We start from the raw sequence: 7,246 nt of genomic DNA on the forward strand, positions 1-7,246 counted from the left end.
GGGTAGGTCGGGGGTCGTGGTGGGCATGGGGCGATTGTCCACGCAGCGCAGCATCCATACGTCCTTCGGGTTTATACCTAAACAAATGCATTAGACATGAACGAATTTCTTGCCTAACATCAACACATTCCGTTTAGATGAACGCATTCACCATTAACAAATAACCACCATGAGCACCGTCAAAACCTTTGCCTCCGCCGCCGACCTCGAAGTGAAAAAGGTGAGCTTCGACAAGCTCTCCGACCACGCCTATGCCTACACCGCCGAGGGCGACCCCAACACCGGCATCATCATTGGCGACGACGCCGTGATGGTCATCGACACCCAGGCCACGCCCGTGATGGCGCAGGACGTGATCCGCCGTATCCGCGAGGTGACGGACAAGCCGATCAAGTACGTACTGCTCTCGCACTACCACGCAGTCCGGGTGCTCGGTGCGAGCGCTTACGGTGCCGAGCACATCATTGCCAGCGAGGACACGCGCGACCTGATCGTGGAGCGCGGTCAATTCGACAAGGACAGCGAGATTGGCCGCTTTCCGCGCCTGTTCCAGAACGTGGAGAGCGTGCCGGACGGCCTGACCTGGCCCACGATGACCTTCAATAAGAAGATGACCCTGTGGCTGGGCAAGCTCGAAGTGCAGATCCTGCAACTGGGCCGGGGCCACACCAAGGGCGACACAGTCGCCTGGCTGCCGCAGGAAAAGATTTTGTTCAGCGGCGACCTGGTGGAGTTCGACGCCACGCCCTATGCGGGCGATGCGTACTTCCAGGACTGGCCGCAGACCCTGGACAACATCGCGGCGCTGAAGCCCGAAAAGCTCGTGCCCGGCCGTGGCGCCGCGCTGCAGACACCCGAGCAGGTGCAGGCTGGCCTGGCAGGCACGCGCGCCTTCATCAGCGACCTGTACGAGAGCGTGAAGGCCAGTGCGGCCAAGGGCGAAGACCTGCGCAAGGTCTACGAGGCCACGTTTGCCAAGTTGCAGCCCAAATACGGCCACTGGGTGATCTTCAACCACTGCATGCCGTTTGACGTGACCCGTGCGTACGACGAGGCCACGCAATACCCCGACCCACGCATCTGGACCGCTGAACGCGACATTCAGATGTGGAAATCGCTGGAAGGCTAGGCAGAGAACAACCCCCTGAGGCACTGCGCGCCTTCCCCCTTCTCTCGAACCGCTGCGCGATTCGGGAAGGGGGACGACGCCCTCGCTGCGGGGCGGCCCTTGCTCGGCGTCTCTCGCTCAGGGCGCGCCAGTTGCAAAGGTCAGCTCTCTACATCAGGCAATCGATCAAACACGAAGGTCGTAGAACATGAATCCCAGAGACATTCCCCGCGAGGCTTTTCACGCCAGTGGCGCCGAGGTGCAGGCGCTCGACTTCGGCTACGTGCACTCGCCCGACCAGGACCGCGCCACGCCCGCGCAGCACCCCGTTGTGGTCATCGGTGCGGGCCCTGTGGGCCTGTCGCTCGCCATCGACCTGGCCCAGCGCGGGCAGCGCGTGGTGGTGTTGGACAACGACCACAAGCTCTCCATCGGCTCGCGCGCCATCTGCTTTGCCAAGCGCACGCTCGAAATCTGGGACCGCCTGGGCGTGGGCCAGCGCATGGTGGACAAAGGCGTGTCGTGGAACCTTGGCAAGGTGTTCCTGAAGGACGAGCAGCTGTACGAATTCAACCTGCTGCCCGAAGAAGGCCACGAGCGCCCGGCCTTCATCAACCTGCAGCAGTACTACGCTGAGGCGTATCTGGTAGAGCGTGCGCTGCAACTGCCGGGCATCGACATCCGCTGGCACAACAAGGTCACTGCGGTGGACAGCCGCACAAACGGCGCGCTGCTGAGCATCGAAACGCCCGACGGGGCCTACCAGATTGATGCGCAATGGCTGGTAGCCTGCGACGGCGCGCGCTCGCCCACGCGGCAGATGCTGGGGCTGGAGAGCAAGGGGCGCATTTTTCAGGACCGCTTCCTGATCGCCGACGTGAAACTGGCGGACGAGGCGAACTTCCCGACCGAGCGCTGGTTCTGGTTCGACCCGCCTTTTCACCCCAACCAGAGCGTGCTGCTGCACCGCCAGCCCGACAACGTGTGGCGCATCGACTTCCAGCTGGGCTGGGACGCCGACCCGGAAGAAGAAAAAAAGCCCGAGAACATCATCCCGCGCGTGAAGGCGCTGCTGGGTACGGATGCGCAGTTCGAGCTGGATTGGGCCAGTGTCTACACCTTTGCCTGCCTGCGCATGGACCAGTTTGTGCACGGCCGCGTGGTGTTTGCGGGCGACAGCGCGCATGGCGTATCGCCCTTTGGTGCCCGTGGCGCCAACAGCGGCGTGCAGGACGCCGAGAACCTGGCCTGGAAGCTGGACTGGGTGCTCAAGGGCCGCGCCAGCCCTGCGCTGGTCGCGAGTTACGGGCCCGAGCGCGAGTACGCCGCCGACGAAAACCTGTGCAACTCCACACGCGCTACCGACTTCATCACGCCCAAGAGCGAGGTGAGCCGCCTGTTCCGCGACGCGGCGCTGCACCTGGCGCGCGAGCACGCGTTCGCACGCCGCATCGTGAACAGCGGGCGCCTGTCGGTACCAGCCACGCTGCACACATCGCCACTGAACACGCCCGACACGGATACCTTTGCCGGCACCCAGGTGCCCGGCGCCGTGCTGCTGGATGCGCCCTTGACCAAACAGGGCCAGCCCACTTGGCTGCTGCGGGAGCTGGGAACGGACTTCACGCTGCTGGTTTTTGGCCCTGCTCCTGCGTGGGCGCGCGATCTGCCCGATGTGAAGGTGCTGCAGATCGGCATCGACGTGATCGACCACCAAGCCCTGGCAGCCCAGCGGCTGGATGCCCTGCCGCGCACCGTGTACCTGGTGCGGCCCGACCAGCATGTGTGCGGGCGCTGGCGCACGCCCACCGAAGCCGCCGTGCGCAGCGCACTGGCGCGTGCCACTGCAGTCACCACCGCAGCTGCATAACAAGGAGCAAGACGCCCATGCTGAACACCCAACCGAACTTACGAGCCTGCGACGATTTCTATGAAGCGTTGATTGCCGCACACCAGGGCCTCTCTACCCCAGAGAGCCACGCCATGAACGCACGCCTGGTGCTGCTGCTGGCCAACCACATTGGCGACCACGCCACGCTACAAAACGCACTGCAACTGGCGCGCGGCAGCGCCCTGCCTGCGGCAGACCGGCGGGCCAACCATGCCATCACGCCCGTGGTGCCCACCCACGCGGTGGCGGCCTAGCCACATTCCCAACACCCGCCCCCACAGCTCCAGCACCGCGCAGACGGTGCAGGGTCAGACTCGACTTGAACTTTCACAACCACGGAGACAACACCACCATGCAGCGCAAACATTTCCTCGCCACCCTCGCGGGCCTGACCCTGGCCACCGCCCTCCCCCTGGCCCATGCCCAGGACGCCAAGCCGCTCGAATGGGTGGTGGGGTACGCCGCTGGCGGCGGCTCGGACATCGTGGCGCGTACCATTGCCGAATCGATGTCGGCCACGCTGGGCCGCCCCATCGTGATCAACAACAAGCCCGGCGCGGGCACCAACATCGCCGCCGAGTACAGCGCACGCAACAAGGACTACGGCAACCTGATGTTCTCGGCCGACTTCGCCACGCTGGCGGCCAACCCCTTTCTGTTCAGCAAGCTGAGCTACAACGCCGAAAGGGACTTCCAGCCCGTGGGCTTGCTGGTGCGGTTTCCGATGTTCCTGGTGGTGTCCAACAACGTGCCCGCCAAGAACCTCAAGGAGTTCATGGCCTGGGCCAAAGGCATGCCCGACGGCGTGAACTGGGCGTCGGCCGGCCCCGGCAGCCCGCACCACCTGGTGGGCGAGCTGTTCCGCGAGCAGAGCGGGCTCAAGCTCACGCACGTGCCCTACCGAGGAGCGGCCCCCGCCATCCAGGACGTGATCGGCGGCCAGGTGCCTGCAATGTGGATCGACAGCGCCACGGTGTATCCGTTTCTCAACACCGGCAAGGTCAAGGCAATTGGCGTGGCCAGCCCGCAGCGTGTGGGCACCATGCCCGATGTGCCCACCATTTCAGAGCAGGGTCTGCAGGGATTCGAGGGGTTTGCGTGGCAGGGCCTGGTGGTCCCCACGGGGGCATCTGCCGATGTGGCGGCGAATTTCAGCAAGGCGCTGCAGACCGCACTGGCCGACACCCGCACCAAGGCTCGCCTGCAGGCTCTGGGTGTGGAGCCCATGCCCGGAACCGCTGCGCAGATGGGCAGCTTTGCGCGGGCGGAGCGCGAGAAGTGGGGGCGGGTGATCACCAAGGTGGGCGTGAAGCTGGACTAACCCCCTGAGCGGCTGCGCCGCTTCCCCCAAAAGCGGGACGCCACCCGTGGCCTGGCAGAGCCAGTTCCACGGTGGCACTGGCGGGCGCTGCGCCCACATGCCGCGCACCTCCCGCTAAACAACGCTCAGCGGCTGCGCGCCAGCCGCCGCTTGCGCTGCAGTGCGGGTGCCAGCCACAGCAGTTGCACCGTGGCATAGCCCAGCACCGCCATCACCAGGCCCAGCGTGGGCAGGCCCACCAGCAGCGGCGTCCCCAGGGCCTGCATCCAGGCGCCCATGGCCTCCACAGAGAAGCCGCCGACCTCGGGACTCCAGGCGGGCAGGGATTGCTCCCCAGGCATCACCAGGGCCCCCACGTGGAATGCCAGCACGTAAAGGGGCATGATGGTCAGCGGGTTGGTATAGAAAGTTGCCACACCACCAGCCACTACGTTGCCGCGCAGCCACGCGCAGATTGCCAGCGTGCCGGGGATCTGCAGCGGGCCGGGAATGAGCCCGCAGAACATGCCCGCCGCCACCCCACGCGCCAGCGGCTGGCGCTGAAAGCGAAACAACGCACGCTGCTCCAACCAGGGCTGGTAGCGCGACAGCCAGCCCTGCTCAAGGTGGGCGCGTGCGCGGGGCTCCAGCCCGCGCAGCCACCGGCGCAAGGTGCAGAGCATCTGCATAGGCACCCTCCTCAGCCCCAGGCCAGCGCGGCTGCAGCACCGGCACCGCACAGGGCTGAGAGCCCCATCAGCAGCCCCACATCGCGCCGCTCATTGCCCGCCCGGTGGGCGATCACGGTGGCCACAACCAGGCCCGCCAGGAGAAAAAGCAAAACAGAGTCGAAGAGATCCATAGTGTGTGACCTCGTTTCAGTCTTTGCGCGGCAGGGCCGATGCGCCGTGGGCGCTTTCGCCCGAGCTGCGCAGCGACAGGATGACGGAACCCGCGATGAGCACAGCCGTAACCAGCAGCGCGTAGCCGATCGGGATCTTGTAGAAGTCGATCAGCAGCATCTTGCCACCGATGAAGACCAGCACCAGCGCCAGGCCATAGGCCAGCAGGTGGAAGCGGTTCGCCAGGTCGGCCAGCAGGAAGTACAGCGCACGCAGGCCCAGGATGGCAAAAATGTTCGCTGTGAGCACAATGAACGGATCGCTCGTGATCGCGAAGATTGCAGGAATGCTGTCCACCGCGAAGATGATGTCGGTCGTGCCGATCAGGATCAGCACCACGAACAGGGGCGTGTAGTGTTTGACGCCATTGATCATGGTCGAGAGCTTTTCACCATCGAACTGGTCGGTGATGCGGATGCGCTTCTTCAGAAACTTGAGCACCGGATTGGTGGCAATGTCGGGCTCCTGCCCGGCCGCAAACCACATCTTCACGCCAGTGACGACCAGGAAAGCACCGAATACATACAGCAGCCAGTGGAAGGTGGCCAGCAGCCAGGCCCCGACCAGGATCAGCAGCGTGCGCAACACGATGGCGCCGATGATGCCGATGATGAGCGCGCGCTTTTGGTACTGCGGCGGCACAGCAAAGTAGCTGAACAGCATCAGGAAGACGAAGATGTTGTCCACCGACAGGCTCTTCTCGACCAGGTAGCCAGTGATGAACTGCATCGAGACGGTGTTGGCAATCTCGCGGCCTTGGCTGCTGTCGAGGTACCACCACAGGATGGCCACGAACACGAAGGCCAGCGAAAACCACAGCAGGCTCCAGCGGGCGGCTTCGCCCATGGTGACCTTATGCGCTCCCTGGCGCTCCATGACCAGCAGGTCAACGGCTATGGCAACGACCACGAAGACGGCAAATCCCGCCCACATCCACCACGTTCCTATTGTTTCCATCGAGTTTCTCCAAAAATGCCCTCACACACCCAGGCAAGCCGGGCGCCCAAGCCCCGCACTGTAGGGGCTTGGGCACTTCTTTAAAACCTGTTATCCCGGTAGCATTGGTTCGGTTTTTACGAACCAAAACCCTCCCAGACGTCTTCACAACGGATCTATCATGAGCCAGAGCTTCAACTACCGCCACCTGTTTTACTTCTGGGTGGTGGCCAAGGAGGGCGGAATTGCCCGCGCCGCCGAGCGGCTGGACATGGCGGTGCAGACCATCAGCGCCCAGGTGCGCGAACTGGAAAAGGCCTTGGGCGTGAGCCTGCTGCGCACTGAGGGTCGCAATCTCGTGCTCACTGACGCAGGCGTAGCCGCCCTGCACGAGGCGGACCATATCTTTGCGTTGGGCGAGCTGCTGCCCGTGCGCGTGCGCGAGGCCGCCAGCGGCCAGACGCTGCGGCTGAACATGGGCATATCGGACGGCATTGCCAAGCTGGCCGTGCACCGGCTGCTCACGCCCGTGCTGGACGAGCCCCACCTGCGCCTGTTGTGCCATGAGGGCGAGTTCCAGCCCCTGCTGGGCGAGCTGGCCCTGCACAAGCTTGACGCAGTGCTGGCTGACCGCGCCGCGCCACCCAACCCGGCCCTCAAGACCACCAGCCAGTTGTTAGGCACGAGTACCGTGGCCTGGTATGCCCCTCCCGTGTGGGCCGAGGCGGCAGCCCAGCAGTTTCCACAAAGCCTGGCCGTGGTGCCCGTGCTTTTGCCGACCGACCACGCCGCCATGCGCGCACGCATAGACCACTGGCTGGAGCGAGAGCGCATCCGCCCGCGCATCGCCGGGGAGTTCGAAGACAGCGCCCTGCTCAGCACCTTTGCCGCCACCGGCATGGGCGTGATGCCCGCGCCGGCATCGCTGGGCGAACACCTGGCCCAGACCCACGGCCTGGTACAGGTGGGCACCACGCCCGATGTGCAGGAGCAGTTCCACCTGATCTACAGCGCCCGCAAGGTGATGCACCCGCTACTCACGCGCCTGCTGGAGGCCGGGAAAGGCGGAATGCTACTAAATTAATAGCAAACAACGCTTACCAATCAGG

General features: G+C 64.6%; 8 protein-coding genes. 5 read left to right on the top strand and 3 right to left on the bottom strand.

The features are described from left to right. Positions 1-169: 169 nt before the first annotated feature. From DBR12_RS21300 to DBR12_RS21320, 4 genes are all read left to right on the top strand, one after another. Positions 170-1,129, top strand: a complete 960-nt coding sequence (locus tag DBR12_RS21300) for an MBL fold metallo-hydrolase (RefSeq protein ID WP_108619046.1) — start codon at positions 170-172, stop codon at positions 1,127-1,129. A 187-nt stretch (positions 1,130-1,316) separates the two neighbouring features. Beyond that, positions 1,317-2,978 (top strand): FAD-dependent oxidoreductase, encoded by a 1,662-nt coding sequence (locus tag DBR12_RS21310; protein WP_108619048.1) that lies wholly within the window; start codon positions 1,317-1,319, stop codon positions 2,976-2,978. Positions 2,979-2,995: 17 nt separating this feature from the next. After that, complete coding sequence (locus DBR12_RS21315; RefSeq protein ID WP_108619049.1) at positions 2,996-3,253, top strand: DUF2783 domain-containing protein; 258 nt, start codon at positions 2,996-2,998, stop codon at positions 3,251-3,253. Between the two features lie 98 nt (positions 3,254-3,351). After that, a complete protein-coding gene (locus tag DBR12_RS21320) occupies positions 3,352-4,320 on the top strand; it encodes a tripartite tricarboxylate transporter substrate binding protein (protein ID WP_108619055.1) in 969 nt (322 codons plus the stop codon). A gap of 125 nt (positions 4,321-4,445) precedes the next feature. On the opposite strand, the gene DBR12_RS21325 is transcribed toward DBR12_RS21320, so the two are convergent. From DBR12_RS21325 to DBR12_RS21330, 3 genes are read right to left on the bottom strand one after another with little or no spacing between them, the layout of a single operon-like run. Continuing rightward, positions 4,446-4,988: a DUF2062 domain-containing protein gene (locus tag DBR12_RS21325; protein ID WP_233245028.1), complete on the bottom strand. Its 543-nt coding sequence runs from the start codon at positions 4,986-4,988 to the stop codon at positions 4,446-4,448. An 11-nt stretch (positions 4,989-4,999) separates the two neighbouring features. Further along, a complete protein-coding gene (locus tag DBR12_RS22425) occupies positions 5,000-5,161 on the bottom strand; it encodes a hypothetical protein (RefSeq protein ID WP_199226755.1) in 162 nt (53 codons plus the stop codon). Between the two features lie 16 nt (positions 5,162-5,177). Continuing rightward, entirely contained in the window at positions 5,178-6,158 is a 981-nt protein-coding gene (locus tag DBR12_RS21330; RefSeq protein ID WP_108619050.1) for a TerC family protein, read from the bottom strand. Positions 6,159-6,318: 160 nt separating this feature from the next. Between DBR12_RS21330 and DBR12_RS21335 the strand changes: the two genes are divergently transcribed. Continuing rightward, entirely contained in the window at positions 6,319-7,221 is a 903-nt protein-coding gene (locus DBR12_RS21335; protein WP_108619051.1) for a LysR family transcriptional regulator, read from the top strand. Positions 7,222-7,246 lie beyond the last annotated feature (25 nt).

It is taken from the genome of Acidovorax sp. HMWF029, from assembly GCF_003060895.1.
Taxonomy (GTDB): Bacteria; Pseudomonadota; Gammaproteobacteria; order Burkholderiales; family Burkholderiaceae_C; genus Acidovorax.